Below are 22,410 nucleotides of genomic sequence, written 5' to 3'. Positions count from 1 at the left end.
TCAGAGTCAAACACTTTTTTCAGCGTTTTTCTCCGGCGGGATGAATTTCTTCACTCCCTGCTGAGCCGCCTGCGTTGCCGCTTTGCCGTCTCAGTGGTGGCGCATTATAGGGATCCGATTTTTTTGCACAACCCCTTTTTTCGATCTTTTTAATCGACTGGCGAGTTTTCAATCTTTTCGCTGAGATCGCGAGCGATCCGCTCAAAATTCATCTTGTTTGCCAGCCTGATAAGCCGCAGGCTAGGGGTATAAAGTGCAAAAGGAGAAAGATCATGTCTGTAGCCCTACGACCTTATAAGAACCATTTTCCAGAAATCGGCGATCGCGTAATGATCGATCGCAGTAGCGTAGTGGTGGGTGAAGTGCAGCTCGCCGACGATGTCAGCATCTGGCCACTGGTTGCTATCCGCGGTGATGTGAACAAAGTCGTGATAGGTAAAAGAAGCAATATTCAGGACGGCAGCGTTTTGCACGTCACGCATAAATCCACCAGCAACCCGGAAGGGCACCCTTTAGTGATTGGTGAAGACGTGACTGTAGGCCATAAAGCAATGCTGCACGGCTGTCATATCAGCGATCGCGTGCTGGTTGGAATGGGATCGATTTTGCTGGATGGCGTGTTTGTTGAAGAGGATGTCATGATCGGAGCGGGTAGTCTGGTTCCGCCGGGTAAAAGACTGGAGAGCGGCTATCTCTATTTAGGCAGCCCGGTGAAACAAATCCGCCCATTGAGTGAGGCGGAAATCGCAGGTCTGCTCTATTCATCGAGCAATTATGTTGGCTGGAAAGATGAATACCTCGCTCAGGAGAGCCAGATCCAACCTTGATCATCGATCTCATCCTGCCGGATAAGCGCTTCCGCTTCTTCTTCCAAATCCCAGCGATGCGCGCTAAACAGCGCCATCGCTGCACCCGTTCCGAATCGATCCTGTAATGCGTCGGGCTTGATGGCACAAGTTAACCCCATTCCTTGCACCAACACCGGAAAGACGATCGCTCCTCGTTCCTCGTCCCAACTTTCACGATCGGGAAAATGGATCGCCTGATTCACTCCTTCATGGCCTGCTTTAATTGAGCAATAACGGGGGTAATTTCTGGCATCACGCCATGCCATAATTGGAAAGCATGTGCCGCCTGCCCCACCAGCATGCCCAATCCATCTGCCAGCTGACCCGCACCGTGCTGCTGACACCACAACAAGAATGGCGTCAGCCCTTGCTGATAGAACATGTCGTAGCAGCGTGTTTGCGGGGTGATCAATGAGTCTGGCAACGGCGGCACTTTACCCTCAACGCCACTGGAAGTTGCATTGATGATCAGATCAAATGCCTGGCCGGAGAGCTCAGCAAAGCTGCTCGCCTGGATATCCCCACTATGCTGGAAGATATTTGCCAATTCTTCAGCGCGGGCAACCGTTCGGTTGACCACTACCACTGAACATCCAAAAGAAAGCAGGGGAAGGATCACACCACGAGCCGCACCACCGGCTCCCACCAGTAACATTCGGTCACCAGAACGGATCAAATTCAATCGTTCCAGATCGCTTAGCAGGCCAATTCCATCGGTATTATCACCAAAGATCGAGCCATCTGCCTTTTTCTTTAATGTGTTAACCGCCCCAGATAAGGCTGCACGCTCACTGAGTTCATCGGCCAGTTCCCACGCCTGTTGTTTAAACGGCAGTGTGACATTTGCACCTTTTCCACCGACAGTAAAAAAGTCGCTAATTGACTGAGGAAACCCCTCCAGCGGAGCACAAATCCGGCCATAGGAGTGCGCGATTCCTGTCTGCTCGGCAAAAAGGCTATGAATGAAAGGTGACTTAGTGTGTGCAATGGGATGACCAAAAACGGCGAAGTGTTCCATAAATTAACCCTGACGAATAAGTTCGCCGCTGATAACGTCGCGAATTTCAGAAGGATTTAGCCGCCCGCCCGTTGCAGCATGCAACACGGGGAATTGAGCACCGAATTGCTGTGCAACTTCATCAGCATTGCGGCACGGCGCCTCGCCGGAGAGATTGGCGCTGGTAGACACCAATGGTTTGCCGAAGCCACGGCAAAGTGCCTGCACATCCGGATGATCGCTAACGCGGATAGCCAGCGAATCGAAACGTCCTGTTAGCCAGCGTGGCGTATGCGGTGTTGTCGGAACAACATAAGTCACCGGCCCTGGCCAGCTAGCAAACATGCGCTCACGCTGTAGCACCGTGAGTTCGCGATCGGCAATGTAGGGTTCCAGTTGCGCATAATCTGCTGCAATCAGGATAAGCCCTTTCTCAACCGGACGCTGTTTGAGCGCCAGTAAGGCCATGACGGCGCTTTCGCTATCGGGATCGCAACCTAAACCAAACACCGCTTCGGTTGGATAGGCAATAACGGCCTGCTGTTGTAGTTGCTCGATGCAAAATTCGAGACTTCCGGGGACATACGCTTTTTGCTTCATGATCGTTCTTCGTCCTGGGCGATGAGCTTGCCACAGCGTTTGCTGGCGCATAAGCGCTTCATGCCTTGTGCGGTTTTCTTCTCTATTAATAAGGGAAACTGGCAATGCGGGCAGATACCTTCAACAGGCGTTGCATTGATTGCAAATTGGCAATCGGGGTAACGGTCGCAGGAGTGAAAGGTTTTGCCATAGCGCGAACGGCGCTGAACCAGCTTTCCGTTCTGACATTGGGGACAGGCAATCGCGGTCTCGTCGGGCTTATCGATAGTTTCTGTGTAATCACATTCCGGATAGTGGCTACAACCAACAAACATCCCAAATCGCCCCTGACGCAGAACTTTATCTGCGCCGCACTGAGGACACGCGTGCCCTTCCAGCACTTTAACGATATGCCCATCGGCCTGATTTTTCAGGGGACGAACATAATCACAGGTTGGATAATTCACACAGCCAAGAAACGGGCCGTGTTTACCACTGCGTATCACTAAATCTGCCCCGCAAGCGGGGCAGGGATCGTGTTTACGCACAGAAAATAGTGCTGATTTACTCATATTTCCGGATGCATTAATCGCAAATTAATGCAGCATACCTTCATTGACGTCGAATAACAGTTCTTCCATCTGCTGATAAGCGTTTTCACATCCAGGGATGTTAAACAGCACCATCAGCACCACCCATTTGAGATCTTCAAGATCAAATTCCTGAGTATCAAGAGCCGTGACCCGTTCGATGACCATCTCGCGCGTTTCCATATTCAGCACCTGAACTTGTTCCAGGAACAAAATAAAACCGCGACAATCAGCATCAAGACGCTGGCATTCCTCGTCCGTATAAATTCGCATTGAGAGCGGATCTGCGGCCAATTGTACAGGCGCCACCAAACCATCCTGATAGTCCGCTAAACGTTCAAGCCAATTCAACGCATTGTAGATATCTTCACGATGAAAACCCGCATCGGCCAAATCATCGGTCAATTTATCCTGGTCAACACGCATTTCAGCTTCGTTGTGGATATAGGTCTCAAACAAGTACATAAGTACGTCGAACATGGCATGCCCTCCTCAATCGGACATAGCCGCCGGGTACAGCTGCGATCCATCCTGCTAACTCCAGCTCCAGCAACTGGGCTGCGATAACTGGCACAGGTTGGCCGGCACGTTCAGCGACGACGTCAACAGGTGTAACCTCATCACCTACGTTAGCCAACACGCTTGCAAATGGCAATGGAACATCGTCACTGTCTTGTGAATATATTGTTTCTGAAGTGGTTGCCGGCAGCCATTGCAATGTGGAATGCAAATCTTCAAGGATGTTATTGGGATGGGCAACCAACAGCGCTCCCTGCTGAATCAACCAATGTGTGCCTTCACTGCCATCATTACCCAATGCTCCGGGTAATGCATAAACATTGCGGTTTTGTTCCAGCGCGCAGCGAGCCGTGACCAGCGAACCGCTTTTCAGTGAAGCCTCAACGACCAGCACTCCCTGACTTAACCCACTGATGATGCGGTTACGGCGCGGAAAATTCACCGCATGTGGCGCCATATCAAGAGGAAATTCAGAGACTAAAGCCCCTTCGTTATCCATGATCGCCTGCGCCAGCGACTGATGGCTTTTGGGGTAGATATGTTGCAAGCCGCTGCCCAGCACTGCGATTGTTTTTCCACTTGCGTCCAAGGCTGCACGGTGTGCAACGCCATCAATACCGCGAGCCAGTCCGCTAGTGATGGTCAACCCACTGAGTGCAAGTTGCTGTGTAAACCATGTGCCCCACTCTTTGCCATAGTGGGAACAGTGCCGACTGCCCACCACCGCTAATTGCGGTGTCTGCAAAACGGAGAGGTGCCCAGCCACATAGAGCAATGAGGGGCGTTGACTGATTTCAGCCAGGGGGCCCGGATAATCAGCATCTATGCAGGAGACTAAATGATGATGAGGTTGATCCAGCCACTGTAACGTGCGCGCCAGTTGCCGTGGGCAATAATCGTTAAACTGTTGGCGCTGCAATTCATTCAAACCATGGCTGTGCAGTAATTCGTCATCGACGGCAGCACCGTTTTGCAAATTCCGCGCGAGATCCACTACGCGATGCCGGCGCAGGCCTTTAACATTTGCCAGCCGGAGTATCCCTTCCACTCGCTCCACGCGTCCATCCTTAAGCCCGCTCACATGCGGTGCAATGCTGTCAATCAGGCCACAAAAAGTCTACAATATGAGGTAGTAATCTTTTCTTTAACGCATACAGATCTGGATATTTATGTCAGTTTTGCAGGTATTACATTTCCCTGATGATCGCCTTCGCAAAATCGCTGCGCCGGTGGCTACCGTAAACGCAGACGTTCAGCGCATTGTCGATGACATGTTTGAAACCATGTACGCCGAAGAAGGCATTGGCTTAGCGGCCACTCAGGTCGACATTCATCAACGCATCATTGTTATCGATGTTTCTGAAAATCGAGACGAACGTCTGGTGTTGATTAACCCGGAACTGCTGGAAAAAAGCGGTGAAACCGGTATTGAAGAGGGCTGCCTCTCAATCCCTGAACAGCGTGCCTTTGTGCCGCGTGCGGAATGGGTCAAAGTCCGTGCGCAGGATCGTGACGGTAAGAACTTCGAGCTGGAAACGGATGGTCTGCTGGCGATTTGTATCCAGCATGAAATCGATCATCTGGATGGCAAGCTGTTTATCGATTATCTGTCGCCGCTGAAGCGTCAGCGCATCAAACAGAAACTGGAAAAGCTGGCCCGCATGAACGCACGCGAAGCCTGAGCACTAACAGAAGGTTAAACTGTGTCTGCATCGCTAAAAATTATCTTTGCCGGTACACCTGACTTTGCAGCGCGTCATCTCGACGCGCTGCTTGCTTCTGAGCATCAGGTAGTTGGCGTATTTACTCAGCCCGACCGTCCATCAGGACGCGGTAATAAACTCACTCCAGGCCCTGTCAAAGTGTTGGCACAGGCACATGATGTTCCCGTGTTCCAGCCAAAATCGCTAAAACCTGAAGAGAATCAGCAACTGGTTGCTGACCTGCAAGCCGATATCATGGTGGTGGTGGCTTATGGCCTGATTCTGCCGAAGGCGGTTCTCGATATGCCGCGACTCGGTTGCATCAATGTCCATGGTTCACTGTTGCCACGCTGGCGCGGCGCGGCGCCCATTCAGCGTTCGCTCTGGGCTGGCGACAGCGAAACCGGCGTGACCATCATGCAGATGGATGTGGGACTGGATACGGGTGACATGCTGCATAAACTCTCCTGTCCTATCACGCCTGAAGACACCAGCGCATCACTGTATGACAAGCTGGCAGAGCTTGGGCCACAAGGTATGCTGGATACACTCGATCTGCTTGCCAGCGGCAAAGCTCAGCCTGAAGTGCAGGATGAAGCGCTGGTTTCTTACGCTGAGAAGTTGAGTAAAGAAGAGGCGCGTCTTGATTGGTCACTTTCTGCTGCACAGCTTGAGCGCTGCATTCGTGCCTTCAATCCCTGGCCGGTGAGTTTCTTCCTGATCGAGGATCAACCCGTCAAAGTGTGGCAGGCTAGCGTTCTACCTCATCAGAACAAACAGCCGGGCGAAATCATCCATGCTGATAAAAATGGCATTCAGATTGCCACCGCTGACGGCGTACTCAATCTACTTTCGCTGCAGCCTGCGGGTAAGAAAGCCATGTCCGCGCAAGATCTGCTGAATTCGCGTCGTGAATGGTTTGCCACTGGCACCCTTCTGGCCTGATCTCCAGCCCGGTTTAACCGGGCTTTTTGTTTGATGAATGAATATGAAAAAAGCAACTAACCTGCGTAGTCTCGCCGCGCAACTGATTGAACGCGTGGTAGATAAAGGTGAATCGCTCAGTGCCATTCTGCCTGGCGCGCAAAAAACATTGGCTGATAAAGATGGCGCGCTGTTGCAGGAACTCTGCTTTGGCGTAATGCGCACTCTGCCACAACTGGAAGCGCTGATTGGCAAACTGATGGAGCGCACGTTAACGGGAAAGCAGCGCGTACTGCATTACCTGATAATGGTTGGGTTGTATCAGTTGCTGTATACGCGTGTGCCAGCGCATGCCGCACTGGCCGAAACGGTTGCCGGTGCAGAAGTCCTGAAGCGTACGGCGCTGAAGGGATTGATTAACGGTGTACTGCGTCAGTTCCAGCGTCAGCAAGAGGAACTGGTTGCTGCAGTGGATCAAGGCCCACAGCGCTACTGGCATCCCGGTTGGTTGCTTAAGCGTTTGCAGACAGCCTGGCCAGATCAATGGCAGCAGATCGTTGACGCCAATAATCAGCGACCGCCGATGTGGTTGCGCGTCAATCGCCAGCACCATAGCCGTGATGCGTGGCTGAACCTGTTGCAGGCTGAAGATAAAGCAGCTTTCCCCGCCGATGCGCCGGATGCTCTGCGTCTTGAATCCCCTGCTCCTGTCAGTCAGTTACCGGGCTTCGATCAAGGATGGGTGACAGTACAAGATTTGTCTGCACAGCGCTGTGCTCTGCTGCTTGAGCCACAAAATAATGAAGCCATTCTCGATCTCTGCGCAGCGCCTGGCGGCAAGACCACGCATATTCTGGAAATCGCCCCTCAGGCAAACGTGCTGGCCGTGGATATTGATCAACAACGTTTGACTCGCGTGCATGAAAATCTGCAGCGCCTGGGTATGCAAGCTGAAGTGCGTCAGGGTGATGGCCGGACACCTGCAGAGTGGTGCGGCGACCAGCAATTTGACCGTATTCTGCTGGATGCACCTTGTTCTGCAACCGGAGTGATTCGACGTCACCCTGATATCAAATGGTTGCGCCGTGATCGTGATATCCCAGAGCTGGCTGCACTGCAGCGCGAAATCCTCAATGCAGTTTGGCCACGTTTGAAATCCGGCGGCACGATGATTTACGCGACCTGCTCCATCCTGCCCGAAGAAAACCATCAGCAGATCGCGGCCTTTTTGGCTGAGCACGATGATGCCGCCGCTGAGCAGTTGCCCGAAGGCCAAATCAACGGATGGCAAGTCTTCCCGAGCGTTGATGGCGGTGACGGATTCTTTTACGCTAAGTTGATAAAGAAATAGTGCGGCGCATTCTGACAAGAGCGATTCAACGATGAAAATTATTATCCTCGGCGCCGGGCAGGTTGGCGGCACACTTGCTGAAAACCTGGTGGGCGAAAATAACGACATCACTGTTGTTGATACGGATGCCACCCGTCTGCGCGCGTTGCAGGACAAATTTGACCTGCGCGTGTTGCACGGCCATGGTTCCCATCCACGTATATTGCGTGAAGCCGGTGCTGAAGATGCCGATATGCTGGTTGCTGTCACCAGTTCCGACGAAACCAACATGATTGCCTGTCAGATTGCCTATTCGCTTTTCAATACGCCAAACCGAATTGCCCGTATTCGCGCGGCGGAATATTTGCGCGATGCCGAAAAGCTGTTTGTACCGGAAGCCGTACCTATCGATCATTTGATTTCACCGGAACAGTTGGTTATCGACAACATCTATCGCCTGATTCAGTATCCTGGCGCATTGCAGGTAGTTAACTTTGCCGAAGGGAAAGTGAGCCTTGCAGTAGTAAAAGCCTATTACGGTGGGCCACTGGTCGGTAACCCGTTGTCCATTTTGCGTGAACATATGCCGCATATTGATACACGCGTAGCGGCTATTTTCCGTCAGGATCGCCCTATTCGCCCTCAGGGTTCCACGATCGTCGAAGCGGGTGATGAAGTCTTCTTTATTGCCGCGAGCCAGCATATTCGTGCGGTAATGAGCGAAATGCAGCGCCTTGAGAAACCCTACAAGCGCATTATGCTGGTCGGCGGCGGCAACATCGGTTTTGGTTTGGCCCAGCGGTTGGAAAAACAGTACAGCGTGAAGTTGATTGAACGTAATCAACAACGCGCAGCAGAACTGGCTGAGCGTCTGCACGACACCGTGGTGTTTTATGGTGATGCTTCAGATCAGGAGTTGCTCGCCGAAGAACATGTTGATCAGGTGGATCTTTTCATCGCCGTCACCAATGACGACGAAGCCAACATTATGTCGGCCATGCTCGCAAAGAAGATGGGAGCGAAAAAGGTCATGGTTTTGATCCAGCGTCGTGCTTATGTCGATCTGGTTCAGGGTAGCGTGATCGATATTGCCATCTCTCCGCAGCAAGCCACCATTTCCGCCCTGCTTGGTCACGTGCGCAAGGCAGATATTGTTGGCGTCTCCTCACTGCGACGCGGCATTGCCGAAGCCATTGAAGCTATTGCGCACGGTGAAGAGACCACTTCCCGTGTAGTGGGTCGTTTAATTGAAGATATCAAACTACCGCCGGGTACGATTATTGGCGCTGTCGTACGTGGCGATGAAGTGATCATTGCTAACGACAACGTACGTATTGAACAGGGCGATCATGTCATTATGTTCCTGACAGATAAGAAGTTTGTCCCCGATGTTGAACGTCTCTTCCAGCCAAGTCCTTTCTTCCTCTAAATCGCCGCGGGCGTTTGCCCGCCGTGATAATTTTGCTTAATCCGCTGTTATCATGGCAATTGCACAAAGGTTTGTTAGACTTTAGCCATTGGCCAAGGCAAGGAGATAACAATGAGTTTATTCAAAGAGTTTCGTGATTTTGCAATGCGTGGGAACGTGGTGGATTTGGCAGTCGGTGTGATTATCGGTGCCGCTTTCGGCAAGATTGTTTCATCACTGGTCGCGAATATCATCATGCCACCACTGGGATTACTGATTGGCGGAGTCGATTTTAAACAGTTTAAGTGGGTCCTAAAACCGGCCGAGGGTGATGTACCTGCTGTCGTAATGGAATACGGTAACTTTATTCAAACCATTTTTGATTTTGTCATCGTCGCCTTTGCCATCTTTATGGCCATCAAACTGATGAACAAGCTGTATCAGAAGAAAGAAGTTGAAAAACCAGCGCCAAAACCAACCAACGAAGAAGTGTTGCTCACTGAAATTCGCGATCTGTTGAAACAGCAGAACAGCGATAAACTGTGATAAAAAAGCCGCCAAGTGCAGGCGGCTTTTTTGTCTGTAAAGCAGAAGGCCAGTGATAAACTTTTCTGCTTATCACTGGCCTCCCAGTTTCTACCCTTCGCATGTTTATCTTTACGTCGGTAGCTGCCTTTCCCTTTCTGATTCTGTTCAACTCGCTGACGAAACAGCGGATCATGTAACAGTGCCTCCAAAGCGTTATCGTTAATCTTGCCTTTGCGATGCTGATAGCGACTCATAATGTCCTCCGGTTAATAATGGCGCAACTATAGGCTTTCCTGCGTGAAATTCAATCCTTGCTACAACAAATTTCCACCTGCGGCTCTTCACCTTTTTCCAGCGCTTCAAGAATAGAACAGCAGGCACTGCTATGTAGATCCCCGCAACAGGTCGCGGCTAAACGTTGTAATGAGCGCTGAATGGTTTGCAACTCGGCAATCATGCCATTCACTTCATCCAGACGCCTGGCCACGATCGCTTTGGACTCCTGACAGGTATGGTGCTCGGGATCGATACGGATCGATAATAAATCGCGGATCGAATCCAGGCTGAAACCGAGCTGACGCCCATAGCGGATAAAGCGTAAGCGCTGAAGATCATCATCATTATAGAGACGGAATCCGCCTTCAGTGCGAATCTCATGATCCATCATTTGCTGCTTTTCATAAAAACGTATGGTGTCAGGTGTAACGTCAGCAAGTTTAGCCAGCTGGCCAATTTTATACATGTTACTTCTCCTGAAGCATGCGGTGTCGAATGGCACCGCCATATTCACCACGTAAAAAATCTGTGCTCATTCCTGCCTGCTGTAACTTCATCTCCAGCAGGGTTAATCTTTTTTTGAGTTCACTGGCTTGATGATCGTCAGGATCCAAAAGCTGTAAAAGATCGTTGAGTTGCACAGCTTCGCGGCGCATTTCAAGTTCAGGGGGTAAAAAACCTGAGTTTTTCAGTAATCGATATGCCGTACGTAACTCAGGCGGCACGCCACTTTCGTCTTCGAGCTGTAAAGGTGCACCTTCACCTGGTAGATTACTCAGTTCACCTTTTTCCTGCGCGGCGCGTATCTGCTGTTCTACCAGCTGGTCAATTAACCACATAATGAACCTCTACGACTTACAACAGCGTTCAGCATAGCGAAAGATGGGGGGATGGGGAATTGGAGACAATAAAAAACCCGCCGAAGCGGGTTTTCTACGTTACTGCAAATTACTCTGCAGCAGCTTCTGCTTGAGCTTCTGGACGATCAACCAGCTCGATGTAAGCCATCGGAGCGTTGTCACCAGCACGGAAGCCACACTTCAGAATACGAGTGTAACCACCGGCACGGCTCGCGAAACGCGGGCCCAGCTCGTTAAACAGTTTTGCCACGATCTCGTTATCACGAGTGCGGGCGAATGCCAGACGACGATTAGCTACGCTGTCGGTCTTGGCAAGAGTAATCAGCGGCTCAACTACGCGACGCAGTTCTTTGGCTTTCGGCAGAGTCGTTTTGATGATCTCGTGACGAACCAGAGAACCGGCCATGTTGCGGAACATAGCCTGACGATGGCTGCTGTTGCGGTTCAGTTGACGACCACTCTTACGATGGCGCATGACCTTATCCTTCTCAGTGAAACCTTAACCTGTGATCTGATTATTCATCAGCAATGCTTGCTGGTGGCCAGTTTTCCAGGCGCATGCCCAGAGACAAACCACGTGAAGCGAGCACATCTTTAATCTCAGTAAGAGATTTTTTACCAAGGTTAGGCGTTTTAAGCAGCTCAACCTCGGTACGCTGTACCAGATCACCGATGTAGTGGATAGCTTCTGCCTTGAGGCAGTTAGCAGAGCGGACAGTCAATTCCAGATCGTCAACAGGGCGCAGCAGGATCGGATCGAATTCTGGTTTCTCTTCTTTCACTTCCGGCTGACGTACATCACGTAAGTCAACGAAAGCTTCCAGTTGTTCTGCCAGGATGGTAGCCGCACGACGAATCGCCTCTTCAGGATCGATTGTGCCGTTGGTTTCCATTTCGATGACCAGCTTGTCCAGGTCGGTGCGCTGTTCTACACGCGCTGCTTCAACATTGTAGGCGATACGGTCTACAGGGCTGTAGCAAGCGTCAACCAACAGACGGCCGATTGGGCGCTCATCTTCTTCCGAATGAATTCGGGCAGAAGCCGGCACATAACCACGACCACGCTGAACTTTGATACGCATGCTAATAGATGCGTTTTCATCGGTCAGATGGCAGATTACATGCTGTGGCTTGACGATTTCGACATCACCGTCGTGGGTGATATCGGCTGCAGTCACAGGGCCAATGCCAGATTTATTCAAAGTAAGGATGACTTCATCTTTACCCTGAACTCTTACCGCCAGCCCTTTCAGATTGAGCAGGATTTCCAGGATATCTTCCTGTACGCCCTCTTTGGTGGAGTACTCGTGGAGCACGCCATCGATCTCAACCTCGGTCACCGCGCAACCCGGCATGGAAGAAAGCAGAATACGGCGCAGTGCGTTGCCAAGAGTATGGCCAAAGCCACGCTCTAACGGCTCAAGGGTCACCTTGGCGTGCGTCGAACTCACTTGCTCGATATCTACCAGGCGCGGTTTTAGAAACTCTGTCACAGAACCCTGCATTGTGTCCTCTCTTTGGTACTAAGCTTTACTTAGAGTAAAGCTCGACGATCAGGTGTTCGTTAATGTCCGCAGACAGATCAGTACGTTCAGGAATACGCTTGAACACACCTTCCATCTTAGTCGCATCAACTTCCAGCCAGGTTGGCTTTTCACGCTGCTCAGCCAGCTCCAGAGCGGCCTTCACGCGAGATTGCTGTTTGGCTTTCTCACGGATGCTAACGACATCATTCGGAGATACCTGATAAGAAGCGATGTTAACAACGCGACCGTTCACCAGGATAGATTTATGGCTAACCAGCTGACGTGCTTCTGCACGAGTGGCACCAAAGCCCATACGGTAAACAACGTTATCCAGACGACCTTCCAGCAGAGCCAACAGGTTTTCACCGGTGTTGCCTTTCAGACGTGCTGCTTCTTTGTAGTAGTTACGGAACTGACGCTCAAGCACGCCGTACATACGACGAACTTTCTGCTTCTCACGTAACTGACCGCCGTAGTCAGACAGACGCGGTTTACGCGCACCGTGCTGGCCAGGTGGTTGTTCAATTTTGCACTTGGTATCGATCGCGCGAACGCCAGACTTAAGGAATAAGTCGGTGCCCTCACGACGGCTCAGCTTGAGCTTAGGACCCAAATATCTTGCCATTTTCTTTCTCCAACTAACCTAAAAACGGGCGTTAAACGCGACGTTTTTTCGGCGGACGACAACCGTTGTGAGGGATTGGAGTCACATCAGTAATATTAGTGATGCGGAAACCAGCAGCGTTCAGAGCACGAATTGTTGATTCGCGACCTGGACCTGGACCCTTAACCATAACTTCCAGATTCTTAATACCGTAATCTTTCACTGCTTCTGCACAGCGCTCTGCAGCTACCTGAGCAGCAAACGGAGTAGATTTACGTGAACCGCGGAAACCGGAACCACCGGCGGTTGCCCAACCCAGTGCGTTACCCTGACGATCAGTGATGGTAACGATGGTGTTGTTAAAAGATGCATGGACATGAGCCACGCCATCTGAGACTTGCTTTCTTACACGCTTGCGTGCACGAACTGGTGCCTTTGCCATTATTTACTCACCCCGATTATTTCTTGATCGGTTTACGCGGACCCTTACGGGTACGTGCATTGGTCTTAGTACGCTGACCGCGAACTGGCAGACCACGACGATGGCGTAAACCACGATAGCAACCAAGGTCCATCAGACGCTTGATGCTCAGGGTGATTTCACGGCGCAGATCACCTTCAACAACGAATTTACCAACTGCTTCACGCAGCTGTTCAATTTGTTCTTCAGACAGCTCTCTGATCTTAACATTTTCAGCGATACCCGTTGAAGCGCAGATGGCTTTAGAACGGGTCTTGCCGATACCGAAGATCGAAGTTAATGCGATTACGGTATGTTTTTGATCAGGAATGTTAATGCCTGCTATACGGGCCACTATGCACTCCTATAATTAAATAAATGCGTCCCATGCTGAAAAGCCCGTTTTCAGGATACTCAAATGGTAACGCATCGACATACAAAAGATTGGCTGGCTAATCTAGCCAGCTCAACCCGACTTTGCAAGAAAAATATGTGACAATATCAGCCTTGGCGCTGTTTATGCTTTGGCTCGGCGCTGCAAATCACACGTACGACACCGTCGCGGCGGATGATTTTGCAGTTACGACATAATTTCTTGACGGAAGCACGAACTTTCATTTTTACTCTCCGTAACTTCTCAAGCGCCTGAATTAACGGCCGTAGCCTTTCAGGTTTGCTTTCTTCAATGCAGACTCATACTGACTCGACATCATCAGAGTTTGCACTTGAGCCATAAAGTCCATGATGACAACCACTACGATAAGCAGCGATGTGCCGCCAAAGTAGAAGGGAACCTTCATGGCATCACGCATGAACTCCGGGATCAGGCAGATAAAGGTAATGTACAGTGCGCCGATTAAGGTCAAACGTGTCATTACTTTATCGATATACTTCGCCGTTTGCTCTCCCGGACGAATTCCCGGTACGAATGCTCCAGACTTCTTCAAGTTATCAGCTGTTTCACGTGGGTTGAAAACCAACGCCGTGTAGAAGAAACAGAAGAAGATGATTGCAGTCGCATAGAGTAGCACATAAAGCGGCTGTCCTGGTTGCAAATACAGCGAAATTGTTGTCAGCCAGTTCCAACCGGTTCCGCCCCCGAACCATGACGCGATGGTTGCTGGGAACAGAATAATGCTGGAAGCAAAGATAGCCGGAATTACACCCGCCATATTCACTTTCAACGGTAAATGTGTGCTCTGTGCAGCATATACACGACGACCTTGCTGACGTTTAGCGTAGTTGACCACAATGCGGCGCTGGCCACGCTCAACGAAAATAACAAAGAACGTCACTGCAAATACAAGAACTGCAACCAACAGCAACAGGAGGAAGTGCAGGTCACCTTGCCGCGCTTGCTCGATGGTATGGCCAATGGCCGGCGGGAGACCCGCAACAATACCTGCGAAGATAATGATCGAGATACCGTTACCGATACCTCGTTCAGTAATCTGTTCGCCCAGCCACATCAGGAACATTGTCCCGGTAACCAGACTTACAACAGCGGTAAAGTAGAATGCGAAACCTGGATTCATTACCAGGCCTTGCATTCCAGGCATATTCGGCAGACCGGTAGCAATACCGATCGACTGGAATACAGCCAGAACCAGGGTGCCATAGCGAGTGTACTGGCTAATCTTACGACGACCAGCTTCACCCTCTTTCTTAATCTCGGCCAACGCGGGATGAACCACCGTCAGCAACTGGATAATAATAGAGGCCGAAATATACGGCATAATACCCAGTGCGAAGATTGAGGCACGACTGAGAGCACCACCAGAGAACATGTTGAACATTTCAATGATGGTGCCACGCTGTTGCTCAAGCAGTTTGGCAAGTACAGTGGCATCGATACCAGGGATTGGAATAAAAGAGCCAATACGGAAGACAATCAGTGCACCGATAACAAACAAAAGTCTGCGCTTCAGTTCACCAAAGCCACCTTTGGCACTTTGAAAATCTAATCCCGGTTGCTTTGCCATCTGCTACTTATTCCTCGATTTTACCGCCAGCAGCTTCGATTGCAGCACGCGCACCTTTAGTGACACGCAGACCACGAATCGTTACCGGTGCAGAAACTTCACCAGACAGAATCACTTTCGCGAACTCGATCTGAACACCGATGATGTTGGCTGCTTTCAGAGTATTCAGGTCAACAATACCGCCTTCAACTTTCGCCAGGTCAGACAGACGAACTTCTGCAGTGACCATTGCTTTGCGAGAGGTGAAACCGAATTTCGGCAGACGACGATACAGAGGCATCTGACCACCCTCGAAACCGCGACGTACGCCACCGCCAGAACGAGAGTTCTGACCTTTGTGACCACGACCACCGGTTTTACCGAGGCCAGAACCGATACCACGACCCAGACGCTTAGAAGCGTGTTTAGACCCTTCGGCCGGAGACAGAGTGTTTAAGCGCATCTCTTACTCCTCCACTTTCAGCATGTAGGAAATCGCGTTAACCATACCGCGCACTGCTGGCGTGTCTTCACGCTCAACGGTATGACCAATACGACGCAGACCCAAGCCAACCAGAGTGGCTTTGTGCTTAGGCAGGCGGCCGATTGAACTGCGGGTTTGTGTAATTTTAATAGTCTTAGCCATCGTGATTACCCCAGAATTTCTTCAACGGATTTACCACGCTTGGCAGCGACCATTTCTGGAGAATTCATATTGCCCAAGCCATCGATAGTTGCACGAACCACGTTAATCGGGTTAGTAGAACCATACGCTTTAGCCAGAACGTTATGCACTCCAGCAACTTCTAAAACAGCGCGCATTGCACCGCCGGCGATGATACCGGTACCTTCAGAAGCTGGCTGCATGAACACACGAGAACCCGTGTGAGCACCTTTAACAGGGTGCTGCAGGGTGCCGTGAGTCAGCGCGACGTTAATCATGTTGCGACGGGCTTTTTCCATCGCTTTCTGGATCGCTGCTGGAACTTCACGCGCTTTACCGTAACCAAAACCAACGCGGCCGTTACCATCACCCACTACAGTCAGTGCGGTGAAGGAGAAAATACGACCACCTTTTACAGTTTTAGATACACGGTTTACCGCGATCAGTTTTTCCTGCAGTTCGCCAGCTTGTTTCTCGATGTTTGACATCTTAGACCTCTACCTTAGAACTGAAGGCCAGCTTCACGGGCAGCATCTGCCAGTGCCTGGACACGACCATGATATTGGAACCCGGAACGGTCGAAAGAAACATTAGTAATGCCTTTCTCGACAGCGCGCTCAGCCAGAGCTTTACCTACAGCTGCAGCAGCGTCTTTGTTACCGGTGTACTTCAGTTGTTCGGCAATAGCTTTTTCTACAGTAGAAGCAGCAACCAGAACTTCGGAACCGTTCGGGGCGATCACCTGTGCGTAAATATGACGCGGGGTACGATGTACCACCAGGCGAGTAGCACCCAGCTCTTTGAGCTTGCGACGTGCACGGGTCGCACGACGGATACGAGCAGATTTCTTATCCATAGTGTTACCTTACTTCTTCTTAGCCTCTTTGGTACGCACGACTTCGTCGGCGTAACGAACACCCTTGCCTTTGTAAGGCTCAGGACGACGGTAGGCGCGCAGATCCGCTGCAACCTGACCAATCAGCTGTTTATCAGCGCCTTTCAGCACGATTTCAGTCTGAGTTGGACATTCAGCAGTGATGCCGGCCGGCAGTGCATGGTCAACAGGGTGAGAGAAGCCCAGGGCCAAGCTCACAGAGTTGCCTTTAACAGCTGCACGATAACCAACACCAACCAGTTGCAGCTTCTTGGTGAAGCCTTCGGTAACACCGATAACCATGCCGTTCAGCAGCGCACGAGCAGTACCTGCCTGTGCCCAAGCGTCCGAGAAGCCTTCGCGTGGAGCGAAAGTCAGGGCGTTGTCTGCATGCTTAACTTCTACAGCACTGTTGATAGTACGAGTCAGCTCGCCGTTTTTGCCTTTGATCGAAACTTCCTGACCGTTGAGTTTTACCTCTACGCCCGCAGGAACAACGACAGGTGCTTTTGCAACACGAGACATTTTATCCTCCGATTACGCTACGTAGCAGATAATTTCGCCACCAAGACCAGCCTGGCGCGCTGCACGATCAGTCATGACACCTTTAGAGGTAGAGATTACAGCGATGCCCAGACCAGCCATTACTTTTGGCAGCTCATCTTTTTTCTTATAGATGCGCAGACCTGGACGGCTAACACGCTGAATGCTCTCTACCACAGCCTTGCCCTGGAAATACTTTAAAGTAACTTCCAGCTCAGACTTGATGTCGCCTTCGATTTTAAAATCTTCAATGTAGCCTTCTTCCTTCAGCACGTTGGCAATTGCCACTTTCAGCTTGGAGGAAGGCATAGAGACCGCAACTTTGTTCGCGGCCTGACCGTTACGGATACGGGTCAGCATATCCGCGATCGGATCTTGCATGCTCATCTGTGTTACTCCCGTGATTCAAATGGTGACAATTACCAGCTAGCCTTTTTCAGACCCGGGATTTCACCGCGCATTGCGGCTTCACGGACCTTGATACGGCTCAACCCAAACTTCCGCAGGAAACCGTGCGGACGACCTGTCTGACGGCAGCGGTTACGCTGACGGGAAGGGCTGGAATCACGCGGCAGACTCTGCAGCTTGAGAACGGCATCCCAACGATCTTCGTCGGATGCGTTCACATCAGAAATGATCGCTTTCAGTTCTGCGCGCTTAGCGAAGAACTTGTCTGCTAATTTCACACGCTTTACTTCGCGTGCTTTCATCGATTGCTTAGCCATTAAGTAACCCTACCTTACTTGCGGAACGGGAAGTCAAAGGCAGCCAGCAGAGCACGGCCTTCATCATCAGATTTCGCAGTAGTGGTAATGGTAATATCCAAACCACGAACGCGATCGACTTTGTCATAATCGATTTCTGGGAAGATGATCTGCTCACGAACGCCCATGCTGTAGTTACCGCGACCATCGAAAGACTTAGCAGACAAGCCGCGGAAGTCACGAATACGTGGTACAGCAATAGTGATCAGGCGCTCAAAGAACTCCCACATGCGCTCGCCGCGCAGAGTTACTTTACAGCCGATCGGATAGCCCTGACGGATTTTGAAGCCTGCAACTGATTTGCGTGCTTTGGTGATCAACGGTTTTTGACCGGAGATTGCTGCCAGATCAGCTGCTGCGTTATCCAGCAGTTTCTTGTCAGCGATCGCTTCACCAACACCCATGTTCAGGGTGATCTTCTCGACCCGAGGGACTTGCATGACAGAATTGTAGCCGAACTCAGTCATGAGTTTCTGGACTACTTCGTCTTTGTAGTAATCATGCAGTTTCGCCATCGTACTACTCCAAATTACTTGATAGTTTCGCTATTAGACTTGAAGAAACGGACTTTTTTGCCTTCTTCGAATCTAAAGCCTACACGGTCAGCCTTGCCGGTTGCCGCATTGAAGATTGCAACGTTAGAAACCTGAATAGCAGCTTCTTTTTCAACGATGCCGCCTGGTTGGTTCAGAGCCGGAACCGGCTTCTGGTGTTTCTTAACCAGGTTGATACCTTCAACGATGACCTTACCAGAAGTCAGGACATTCTTTACTTTACCGCGTTTACCTTTGTCTTTACCGGTAATCACGATAACTTCGTCGTTACGACGGATTTTCGCTGCCATTGCTCGCTCCTTAGAGTACTTCTGGTGCCAGAGAGATAATTTTCATGAACTTTTCAGTACGAAGTTCACGAGTTACCGGCCCAAAAATACGCGTACCGATAGGCTGCTCGCTGTTATTGTTTAAAATAACGCATGCATTACCATCGAAGCGAATGACAGAACCGTCCGGGCGACGAACACCCTTCCTGGTGCGCACCACTACCGCCTTCAGGACATCACCTTTCTTAACTTTACCGCGAGGAATTGCTTCCTTGATGGTAACTTTAATGATGTCGCCGACGCCTGCGTAGCGACGGTGCGAGCCACCCAGAACCTTGATACACATTACGCGACGTGCACCGGAGTTGTCGGCGACGTTCAGCATAGTCTGTTCTTGGATCATTTTAGTGCTCCGCTAATGTCAACTACTACTTCGGGACCCAAACCTCAGGTCGTTAAAAAGCCCCATAATTGAGGGCGCGGCATTATAACACCGGTTCTCGCAGATGGGTAGAAAAAATGAACGGCTCAGACGAGCCGTTCATTTTATTTTTTAGAGGAAGCGGATTCTATTACAGAACCGCTTTCTCTACAACGCGAACCAGCGCCCAAGACTTAGTCTTAGACAGTGGACGGGTTTCGCGGATTTCTACCACGTCACCGATTCCACATTCGTTGTTCTCGTCATGGATGTGCAGCTTAGTCGTACGCTTGATGAACTTACCGTAGATCGGGTGTTTCACGACACGTTCGATAGCAACTACTGCAGATTTCTGCATTTTGTCACTAATTACACGACCCTGCAGAGTACGGATTTTATCGGTCATTACGCCGCCTTCTCAGTCAGTAAAGTCTTAACACGTGCAACATTACGACGCACTTGCTTCAGCAGATGGGTCTGCTGCAGCTGGCCGGATGCTGCCTGCATGCGCAGGTTGAATTGCTCACGCAGCAGGTTAAGAAGCTCAGCGTTCAGCTCTTCAACGCTTTTTTCACGCAGCTCATTTGCTTTCATTACATCACCGTCTTAGTAACAAAGGTGGTTTTGATAGGCAGTTTTGCTGCTGCCAGCTTGAATGCTTCACGGGCAAGCTCTTCCGGAACACCGTCCATTTCATACAGGACTTTACCCGGTTGGATCAGGGCAACCCAATACTCCACGTTACCCTTACCTTTACCCATACGCACTTCAAGCGGCTTCTCGGTGATCGGTTTGTCCGGGAATACACGGATCCAGATCTTACCTTGACGCTTAACTGCACGGGTCATAGCACGACGTGCTGCTTCGATCTGACGAGCAGTCAGACGACCACGGCCAACAGCTTTCAGACCGAAAGTACCGAAGCTGACATCCGTACCCTGCGCCAGACCACGGTTGCGGCCTTTGTGCACTTTACGGAATTTCGTACGCTTTGGTTGTAACATCAGCGACTCTCCTTACTTACGGCCTTTACGCTGCTGCTTTTTAGGTTGAGCAGCCGGTTCCGGTTGTTCAACAGCAGCCATACCACCCAGGATCTCACCTTTGAAGATCCATACCTTAACGCCGATTACACCATAAGTGGTGTGCGCTTCAGAGGTGTTGTAGTCAATGTCTGCACGCAGAGTGTGCAGTGGCACGCGACCTTCACGGTACCATTCGGTACGTGCGATCTCGGCTCCGCCCAAACGGCCGCTAACTTCAACTTTAATACCCTTCGCGCCCAGACGCATTGCGTTCTGAACAGCACGCTTCATCGCACGACGGAACATCACACGACGCTCCAGCTGTGAAGTGATGCTATCAGCAACCAATTTAGCGTCCAGTTCCGGTTTACGGACTTCGGCGATATTGATCTGTGCAGGAACGCCAGCGATTTTCGCTACGACCGTGCGCAGTTTTTCTACGTCTTCACCTTTCTTACCGATAACGATACCCGGGCGAGCGGTGTGAATGGTCACACGGATGCTCTTAGCCGGACGCTCGATAACGATACGAGATACAGACGCTTTAGCCAGTTCCTTAGTCAGGAACTGACGTACTTTAAAATCGCTGTCCAGGTTGTCAGCGAATTCTTTGGTGTTCGCAAACCAGGTAGAGTTCCATGGTTTTACAATACCCAGGCGAATACCATTAGGATGTACTTTCTGACCCATTGCTAGTCTCCAGAGTCTCAGCGATCGGACACAACCACAGTAATGTGGCTGGTGCGCTTCAGGATGCGATCTGCACGACCTTTCGCACGCGGCATAATGCGCTTCATGCTTGGGCCTTCGTCTACGAAGATTTTCGCGACTTTCAGATCGTCGATATCAGCGCCATCGTTGTGTTCGGCGTTCGCAATGGCAGATTCCAGGACTTTCTTAACCAACACAGCAGCTTTCTTGTTGGTGTAGGTCAGAATATCCAGAGCCTGCGACACTTTCTTACCGCGAATCAGGTCAGCAACAAGGCGGACCTTCTGAGCAGAAGAACGAGCATGGCGATGTTGAGCAATAGTTTCCATCTCTTCCTCCTACTTATTTCTTCTTGGCTTTCTTATCTGCAGCATGGCCGCGATAAGTACGTGTCGGTGCAAATTCACCCAGTTTGTGGCCGACCATTTCGTCGGATACAAAGACAGGAACGTGCTGACGACCATTATGGACAGCGATGGTCAAACCGATCATGTTAGGGAAGATCGTTGAACGACGGGACCAAGTGCGCAGGGGCTTCTTGTCACCGCTTTCCACCGCTTTCTCTACCTTCTTCAGCAAGTGCAGGTCAATAAAAGGACCTTTCTTGAGAGAACGTGGCATGGCTTATCCTCTAAAATTATTTGCTACGGCGACGTACGATAAATTTATCAGTACGCTTGTTGCTACGGGTCTTCTTACCTTTGGTCTGAACGCCCCACGGAGTTACCGGGTGCTTACCAAAGTTACGACCTTCACCACCACCGTGCGGGTGATCGACTGGGTTCATCGCAGTACCGCGAACGGTAGGACGAACACCACGCCAACGGGTTGCACCAGCTTTACCCAGAACGCGCAGCATGTGCTCAGCGTTACCGACTTCGCCCAGGGTTGCGCGGCAGTCGATTTCGACTTTACGCATTTCGCCTGAACGCAGACGCAGGGTTACGTAGGAACCATCACGCGCAACGATCTGCACGTAAGTACCAGCTGAGCGAGCAATCTGACCGCCTTTGCCTGGTTTCATTTCTACGTTGTGAACGGTAGAACCCACCGGGATGTTACGCATTGGCAGGGTGTTACCTGCTTTAATCGCAGCATCAACGCCAGATTGAACCTGATCACCAGCTTTAAGGCCTTTAGGGGCCAGGATGTAACGGCGCTCGCCATCTTTGTACAGAACCAGTGCGATGTTCGCAGAACGGTTCGGATCGTACTCAAGACGCTCAACAACTGCTGGGATACCATCTTTGTTGCGTTTGAAGTCAACAATACGGTAAGCCTGCTTGTGACCACCACCGATATGACGGGTAGTGATACGACCATTGTTGTTACGACCACCGGATTTGCTGTTTTTTTCTAACAGCGGAGCAAAAGGTTTGCCCTTGTGCAGCTCTGGGTTCACCACTTTAACTACGTGACGACGACCCGGAGATGTCGGTTTACATTTAACAACTGCCATTGTCTTTCTCCTC

Annotated in this window: 38 protein-coding genes and 1 pseudogene; 6 read left to right on the top strand and 33 right to left on the bottom strand. The window is 50.8% G+C overall.

Annotated elements, in window-relative coordinates; all coding sequences use genetic code 11:
• Positions 1-272: 272 nt before the first annotated feature.
• Positions 273-827, top strand: a complete 555-nt coding sequence (locus tag WFP70_RS15490; protein ID WP_160834664.1) for a gamma carbonic anhydrase family protein — start codon at positions 273-275, stop codon at positions 825-827.
• Here the strand turns inward: WFP70_RS15490 and WFP70_RS15485 are convergent.
• Genes WFP70_RS15485 through dprA form a run of 6 tightly spaced genes read right to left on the bottom strand, consistent with a single transcriptional unit; the run spans position 803 to position 4,590 of the window.
• Positions 803-1,051: a DUF1488 domain-containing protein gene (locus WFP70_RS15485; protein WP_097119782.1), complete on the bottom strand. Its 249-nt coding sequence runs from the start codon at positions 1,049-1,051 to the stop codon at positions 803-805. The two genes, WFP70_RS15490 and WFP70_RS15485, sit on opposite strands and share 25 nt — an antisense overlap.
• Positions 1,048-1,866 carry a shikimate dehydrogenase gene (gene aroE, locus WFP70_RS15480; protein ID WP_337023691.1) on the bottom strand — a complete coding sequence of 273 codons (819 nt, stop codon included), beginning with the start codon at positions 1,864-1,866 and terminating at the stop codon, positions 1,048-1,050. Before aroE ends, WFP70_RS15485 begins: the two co-directional genes overlap by 4 nt.
• Before the next feature lie 3 nt (positions 1,867-1,869).
• Complete coding sequence (tsaC, locus tag WFP70_RS15475) at positions 1,870-2,445, bottom strand: L-threonylcarbamoyladenylate synthase type 1 TsaC (RefSeq protein WP_045833801.1); 576 nt, start codon at positions 2,443-2,445, stop codon at positions 1,870-1,872.
• Positions 2,442-2,996 (bottom strand): DNA topoisomerase family protein, encoded by a 555-nt coding sequence (locus WFP70_RS15470; RefSeq protein ID WP_072226551.1) that lies wholly within the window; start codon positions 2,994-2,996, stop codon positions 2,442-2,444. Before WFP70_RS15470 ends, tsaC begins: the two co-directional genes overlap by 4 nt.
• Before the next feature lie 24 nt (positions 2,997-3,020).
• Positions 3,021-3,494 carry a DUF494 family protein Smg gene (smg, locus tag WFP70_RS15465; protein WP_034830723.1) on the bottom strand — a complete coding sequence of 158 codons (474 nt, stop codon included), beginning with the start codon at positions 3,492-3,494 and terminating at the stop codon, positions 3,021-3,023.
• A complete protein-coding gene (dprA, locus tag WFP70_RS15460) occupies positions 3,466-4,590 on the bottom strand; it encodes a DNA-protecting protein DprA (protein WP_337023692.1) in 1,125 nt (374 codons plus the stop codon). The genes smg and dprA overlap by 29 nt, the downstream gene beginning before the upstream one ends.
• A gap of 112 nt (positions 4,591-4,702) precedes the next feature.
• Between dprA and def the strand changes: the two genes are divergently transcribed.
• The 5 genes from def (at position 4,703) to mscL (ending at position 9,444) form a co-directional block, all read left to right on the top strand.
• Positions 4,703-5,215, top strand: a complete 513-nt coding sequence (def, locus tag WFP70_RS15455) for a peptide deformylase (RefSeq protein WP_337023693.1) — start codon at positions 4,703-4,705, stop codon at positions 5,213-5,215.
• A gap of 21 nt (positions 5,216-5,236) precedes the next feature.
• Entirely contained in the window at positions 5,237-6,181 is a 945-nt protein-coding gene (gene fmt / locus WFP70_RS15450) for a methionyl-tRNA formyltransferase (RefSeq protein ID WP_337023694.1), read from the top strand.
• Positions 6,182-6,224: 43 nt separating this feature from the next.
• Complete coding sequence (rsmB, locus tag WFP70_RS15445; protein ID WP_337023695.1) at positions 6,225-7,511, top strand: 16S rRNA (cytosine(967)-C(5))-methyltransferase RsmB; 1,287 nt, start codon at positions 6,225-6,227, stop codon at positions 7,509-7,511.
• A 31-nt stretch (positions 7,512-7,542) separates the two neighbouring features.
• A complete protein-coding gene (trkA, locus tag WFP70_RS15440) occupies positions 7,543-8,919 on the top strand; it encodes a Trk system potassium transporter TrkA (protein WP_337023696.1) in 1,377 nt (458 codons plus the stop codon).
• Positions 8,920-9,030: 111 nt separating this feature from the next.
• The gene (gene mscL, locus WFP70_RS15435; RefSeq protein WP_034830732.1) at positions 9,031-9,444 is read left to right on the top strand and encodes a large-conductance mechanosensitive channel protein MscL; all 414 of its coding nucleotides are present in this window, start codon (positions 9,031-9,033) and stop codon (positions 9,442-9,444) included.
• 38 nt (positions 9,445-9,482) lie between these two features.
• Here mscL and WFP70_RS15430 read toward each other — a convergent pair.
• The 27 genes and pseudogenes from WFP70_RS15430 to rplB all read right to left on the bottom strand — a co-directional run.
• Positions 9,483-9,680 (bottom strand): annotated as a pseudogene (locus tag WFP70_RS15430) (alternative ribosome-rescue factor A); the annotation flags it as partial.
• A gap of 50 nt (positions 9,681-9,730) precedes the next feature.
• The gene (gene zntR, locus WFP70_RS15425; protein WP_337023697.1) at positions 9,731-10,168 is read right to left on the bottom strand and encodes a Zn(2+)-responsive transcriptional regulator; all 438 of its coding nucleotides are present in this window, start codon (positions 10,166-10,168) and stop codon (positions 9,731-9,733) included.
• A 1-nt stretch (position 10,169) separates the two neighbouring features.
• The gene (locus WFP70_RS15420; protein WP_097119788.1) at positions 10,170-10,541 is read right to left on the bottom strand and encodes a DnaJ family domain-containing protein; all 372 of its coding nucleotides are present in this window, start codon (positions 10,539-10,541) and stop codon (positions 10,170-10,172) included.
• Between the two features lie 109 nt (positions 10,542-10,650).
• Complete coding sequence (gene rplQ / locus WFP70_RS15415; RefSeq protein WP_003850180.1) at positions 10,651-11,037, bottom strand: 50S ribosomal protein L17; 387 nt, start codon at positions 11,035-11,037, stop codon at positions 10,651-10,653.
• Between the two features lie 40 nt (positions 11,038-11,077).
• Positions 11,078-12,067: a DNA-directed RNA polymerase subunit alpha gene (locus tag WFP70_RS15410; protein ID WP_007891688.1), complete on the bottom strand. Its 990-nt coding sequence runs from the start codon at positions 12,065-12,067 to the stop codon at positions 11,078-11,080.
• A 25-nt stretch (positions 12,068-12,092) separates the two neighbouring features.
• Positions 12,093-12,713 carry a 30S ribosomal protein S4 gene (gene rpsD / locus WFP70_RS15405; RefSeq protein WP_007891687.1) on the bottom strand — a complete coding sequence of 207 codons (621 nt, stop codon included), beginning with the start codon at positions 12,711-12,713 and terminating at the stop codon, positions 12,093-12,095.
• A gap of 31 nt (positions 12,714-12,744) precedes the next feature.
• The gene (gene rpsK / locus WFP70_RS15400; RefSeq protein WP_004160563.1) at positions 12,745-13,134 is read right to left on the bottom strand and encodes a 30S ribosomal protein S11; all 390 of its coding nucleotides are present in this window, start codon (positions 13,132-13,134) and stop codon (positions 12,745-12,747) included.
• Positions 13,135-13,150: 16 nt separating this feature from the next.
• A complete protein-coding gene (rpsM, locus tag WFP70_RS15395) occupies positions 13,151-13,507 on the bottom strand; it encodes a 30S ribosomal protein S13 (RefSeq protein ID WP_034830736.1) in 357 nt (118 codons plus the stop codon).
• A 146-nt stretch (positions 13,508-13,653) separates the two neighbouring features.
• A complete protein-coding gene (gene rpmJ, locus WFP70_RS15390; protein ID WP_004160566.1) occupies positions 13,654-13,770 on the bottom strand; it encodes a 50S ribosomal protein L36 in 117 nt (38 codons plus the stop codon).
• Between the two features lie 32 nt (positions 13,771-13,802).
• On the bottom strand, positions 13,803-15,134 hold the full coding sequence (gene secY, locus WFP70_RS15385) for a preprotein translocase subunit SecY (protein ID WP_007891686.1): 1,332 nt from the start codon (positions 15,132-15,134) through the stop codon (positions 13,803-13,805).
• Between the two features lie 7 nt (positions 15,135-15,141).
• Positions 15,142-15,576 (bottom strand): 50S ribosomal protein L15, encoded by a 435-nt coding sequence (gene rplO / locus WFP70_RS15380; RefSeq protein WP_034830738.1) that lies wholly within the window; start codon positions 15,574-15,576, stop codon positions 15,142-15,144.
• 3 nt (positions 15,577-15,579) lie between these two features.
• Entirely contained in the window at positions 15,580-15,759 is a 180-nt protein-coding gene (rpmD, locus tag WFP70_RS15375) for a 50S ribosomal protein L30 (protein ID WP_021186404.1), read from the bottom strand.
• Between the two features lie 5 nt (positions 15,760-15,764).
• Entirely contained in the window at positions 15,765-16,265 is a 501-nt protein-coding gene (rpsE, locus tag WFP70_RS15370; protein WP_007891679.1) for a 30S ribosomal protein S5, read from the bottom strand.
• A gap of 14 nt (positions 16,266-16,279) precedes the next feature.
• Entirely contained in the window at positions 16,280-16,633 is a 354-nt protein-coding gene (rplR, locus tag WFP70_RS15365) for a 50S ribosomal protein L18 (RefSeq protein WP_008104733.1), read from the bottom strand.
• A 9-nt stretch (positions 16,634-16,642) separates the two neighbouring features.
• Positions 16,643-17,176: a 50S ribosomal protein L6 gene (gene rplF, locus WFP70_RS15360; protein ID WP_034830740.1), complete on the bottom strand. Its 534-nt coding sequence runs from the start codon at positions 17,174-17,176 to the stop codon at positions 16,643-16,645.
• A gap of 12 nt (positions 17,177-17,188) precedes the next feature.
• Positions 17,189-17,581: a 30S ribosomal protein S8 gene (gene rpsH / locus WFP70_RS15355; RefSeq protein WP_007891668.1), complete on the bottom strand. Its 393-nt coding sequence runs from the start codon at positions 17,579-17,581 to the stop codon at positions 17,189-17,191.
• 32 nt (positions 17,582-17,613) lie between these two features.
• On the bottom strand, positions 17,614-17,919 hold the full coding sequence (gene rpsN, locus WFP70_RS15350; protein WP_006120592.1) for a 30S ribosomal protein S14: 306 nt from the start codon (positions 17,917-17,919) through the stop codon (positions 17,614-17,616).
• 14 nt (positions 17,920-17,933) lie between these two features.
• Positions 17,934-18,473: a 50S ribosomal protein L5 gene (gene rplE, locus WFP70_RS15345; protein ID WP_013510763.1), complete on the bottom strand. Its 540-nt coding sequence runs from the start codon at positions 18,471-18,473 to the stop codon at positions 17,934-17,936.
• 14 nt (positions 18,474-18,487) lie between these two features.
• The gene (gene rplX, locus WFP70_RS15340; RefSeq protein WP_034830741.1) at positions 18,488-18,802 is read right to left on the bottom strand and encodes a 50S ribosomal protein L24; all 315 of its coding nucleotides are present in this window, start codon (positions 18,800-18,802) and stop codon (positions 18,488-18,490) included.
• A gap of 10 nt (positions 18,803-18,812) precedes the next feature.
• Positions 18,813-19,184, bottom strand: a complete 372-nt coding sequence (rplN, locus tag WFP70_RS15335; RefSeq protein ID WP_006120590.1) for a 50S ribosomal protein L14 — start codon at positions 19,182-19,184, stop codon at positions 18,813-18,815.
• A gap of 169 nt (positions 19,185-19,353) precedes the next feature.
• Positions 19,354-19,608: a 30S ribosomal protein S17 gene (gene rpsQ, locus WFP70_RS15330; RefSeq protein ID WP_008104738.1), complete on the bottom strand. Its 255-nt coding sequence runs from the start codon at positions 19,606-19,608 to the stop codon at positions 19,354-19,356.
• Entirely contained in the window at positions 19,608-19,796 is a 189-nt protein-coding gene (gene rpmC, locus WFP70_RS15325) for a 50S ribosomal protein L29 (protein WP_034830743.1), read from the bottom strand. Before rpmC ends, rpsQ begins: the two co-directional genes overlap by 1 nt.
• Positions 19,796-20,206 (bottom strand): 50S ribosomal protein L16, encoded by a 411-nt coding sequence (rplP, locus tag WFP70_RS15320; protein ID WP_002438716.1) that lies wholly within the window; start codon positions 20,204-20,206, stop codon positions 19,796-19,798. Before rplP ends, rpmC begins: the two co-directional genes overlap by 1 nt.
• A 12-nt stretch (positions 20,207-20,218) precedes the next feature.
• Positions 20,219-20,917 carry a 30S ribosomal protein S3 gene (gene rpsC / locus WFP70_RS15315; protein ID WP_034830744.1) on the bottom strand — a complete coding sequence of 233 codons (699 nt, stop codon included), beginning with the start codon at positions 20,915-20,917 and terminating at the stop codon, positions 20,219-20,221.
• Between the two features lie 17 nt (positions 20,918-20,934).
• Positions 20,935-21,267, bottom strand: a complete 333-nt coding sequence (gene rplV, locus WFP70_RS15310) for a 50S ribosomal protein L22 (protein WP_007891659.1) — start codon at positions 21,265-21,267, stop codon at positions 20,935-20,937.
• A gap of 13 nt (positions 21,268-21,280) precedes the next feature.
• Complete coding sequence (gene rpsS / locus WFP70_RS15305) at positions 21,281-21,559, bottom strand: 30S ribosomal protein S19 (protein WP_001138115.1); 279 nt, start codon at positions 21,557-21,559, stop codon at positions 21,281-21,283.
• A 16-nt stretch (positions 21,560-21,575) separates the two neighbouring features.
• Positions 21,576-22,397 (bottom strand): 50S ribosomal protein L2, encoded by an 822-nt coding sequence (rplB, locus tag WFP70_RS15300; protein WP_034830746.1) that lies wholly within the window; start codon positions 22,395-22,397, stop codon positions 21,576-21,578.
• Positions 22,398-22,410: the final 13 nt, after the last annotated feature.

The organism is Pantoea sp. USMM079 (genome assembly GCF_037153115.1).
Taxonomy (GTDB): Bacteria; Pseudomonadota; Gammaproteobacteria; order Enterobacterales; family Enterobacteriaceae; genus Pantoea; species Pantoea communis.
Note: the sequence above shows the minus strand (reverse complement) of the source record. Positions and strands in the feature narration are given on the sequence as shown.